Source organism: Peribacillus sp. P4_C12 (assembly GCF_056402095.1).
This window is the reverse complement of record NZ_JBFUIB010000600.1, coordinates 1-1,993: the sequence shown is the minus strand read 5'-3', so window position 1 is coordinate 1,993 and position 1,993 is coordinate 1. Positions and strand designations below refer to the sequence as shown.

General features: G+C 30.1%; 2 protein-coding genes. Both read right to left on the bottom strand.

What is annotated here, in order from left to right:
- A partial coding sequence (locus AC1DUW_RS27025; protein ID WP_477643949.1) for an LAGLIDADG family homing endonuclease occupies window positions 1–666 on the bottom strand: 666 nt, incomplete at its 3' end.
- Between the two features lie 57 nt (window positions 667–723).
- The gene (locus AC1DUW_RS27020; RefSeq protein WP_477643948.1) at window positions 724–1,431 is read right to left on the bottom strand and encodes a hypothetical protein; all 708 of its coding nucleotides are present in this window, start codon (window positions 1,429–1,431) and stop codon (window positions 724–726) included.
- Window positions 1,432–1,993: the final 562 nt, after the last annotated feature.

The following is a 1,993-nucleotide window of genomic DNA, read 5'->3' as shown; positions in this document are numbered from 1 at the left end:
CTCCTGCACTTTAATATACTTTCTTTCTAAATATACTGATGAGTTATGGTATATTAATTTTGAGATTTTTTTAATTTCAACACTCGAACCAGTCATTAATCTGAAGCTATTACCACCCTTTCTTTTGTAAATACTTAACTTGATTTGATATTTGGCAAAGTATTTAATGAATTGCTCGAAAATCTCTCTTGAATTCCCTACTATTTCAAAGGAGTATCTAAATCTATTAGGGGCTTCTTTTCTAGGTGTATATGAAAATGAACCATCTCCATCTATGTAGCCTCTAATATAGTGGCGTACTAATTCTTCTTTTATATAAGGCATTTTAAGAACATCAGTTTTATTCATTACAATATTCAGCTTATTAAGGTCTTCGTAGAGTATTTGAGAGTTTAATACAAATCTAGCAAGTCTCGCCTTTCCAAATCCCCTACTTGAAGAATCATTATCAAATTCATATATCTGAGAACTATGAGCCTCAATGTGTTTTTTAAATAACTCTAAATGTTCTCTGTCAGTATGTTTGAGATTAATTTGAAGTCTAAAGGAATTCCATTTACTTGTTTTAGTAACAGAGCCATCTGYACTTATAAACCCGAGCCAATAAGCTTTTTGTTCATTATCTATATCTGCAAAGAAACTCTCATTAAAGAAATGTTTTCTCATCTTGTCACCTCTTCTGTATCATTACTCCTTTTTTCCAATAAACCCGAAAAAAAATGTTTAATTTTTTAACATTTTTTTTAGTTTCGTCCTTCTCCTCACCACTCTCCAATGGTTACCAATTTGCACATAATTAACCTTACTAATCTTAACGATAGTATCTTCCTTCACTACTATTCTCTTGTCATGTATTGCATATCTTTTAATTCCATCTATATCCTCAATTAAATCAGCAAGCCATATTATTTTGTTTAACTTCATTTGCGCCTCATATAAAGTTGCCGATTGCTTTTTATAAAACTGTCTGTACTCACTTAATACAGATAATTTCATATAATATTCCGGATAATTTGGCACTGCACTATAGTAAGAACGATTTATTGAAGAGACATTGCTAGATGGCTGAAATTTATCTGCATAACATATTTTATGAGCGATATTCAATTTTCGTGGTATTAATTGTGTTCTGATTTGTAACTTTTGTAAAATGTCTTTTGTATTATTTGGAATAATATTATGTAGCTTACTATCTGCTTTATTTATTTGGGTTTCAATATATTGAGCATCAAATACTATCAAACCCTTTTTCATATTGTAATAATCAAGAAAAAAAAGTAACTCATAAAAAGCCAAAACCTCTGCCACACTACTTTTGGTTTCATTTACTAGAATTCTTCTCCTTATTATGCTCTTATCTTCAAGAATAATGAAGAATGCTAGAGAAGCTTTTTTGTTTTTTACCGAAGCATCTGTGTAAGCTATAAACATGATTACCTCCAATAAATGATTTATACGGTATAATTTTCCATTAACAATTATTATCCTACTATCAATTTATTTTTTTCGCAAGGTATTTTTTTAATTATAACGAATATTCAGGATTAAACAAAACCATTGCAATATCAATGATTTTCATCACTTTTTAATTTCCCCTCATATCCAACACTTTTAAAAACCCTTAAACAAAATTATTGCAATATATTCAGTGTTAATCATTTCATTATTATTTTTTCAATATTAATACAACTCGACCTTCGTCTTGTGTAAGTTATTTTTCAAGCTGTATTGCATACGTTGACCTACTGTGAACTCACTTGATACACACAGACTGTCATATTTGCTAATATACCCCCACTCCTTTTCCATTAAAAAGAGCAGCCACAATGACAACTATGAAAAAAGTATCTATATCGTATCGAACTCATTTTAACTCAGTGCCGTGTAGATATAGGTACTACCCATCCTTCTCATATATAAGGAGACATAAAATGTGTAAAATAGCCCCCGTTATACACAAAAAAGATGAGTCTCCTCATCTCAGTGAATACTG

What these genes read in the sequence shown, in the direction of transcription:
- AC1DUW_RS27020 (WP_477643948.1), bottom strand. Translation starts at nt 1,431, where the DNA reads ATGTTTATAGCTTACACAGATGCTTCGGTAAAAAACAAAAAAGCTTCT.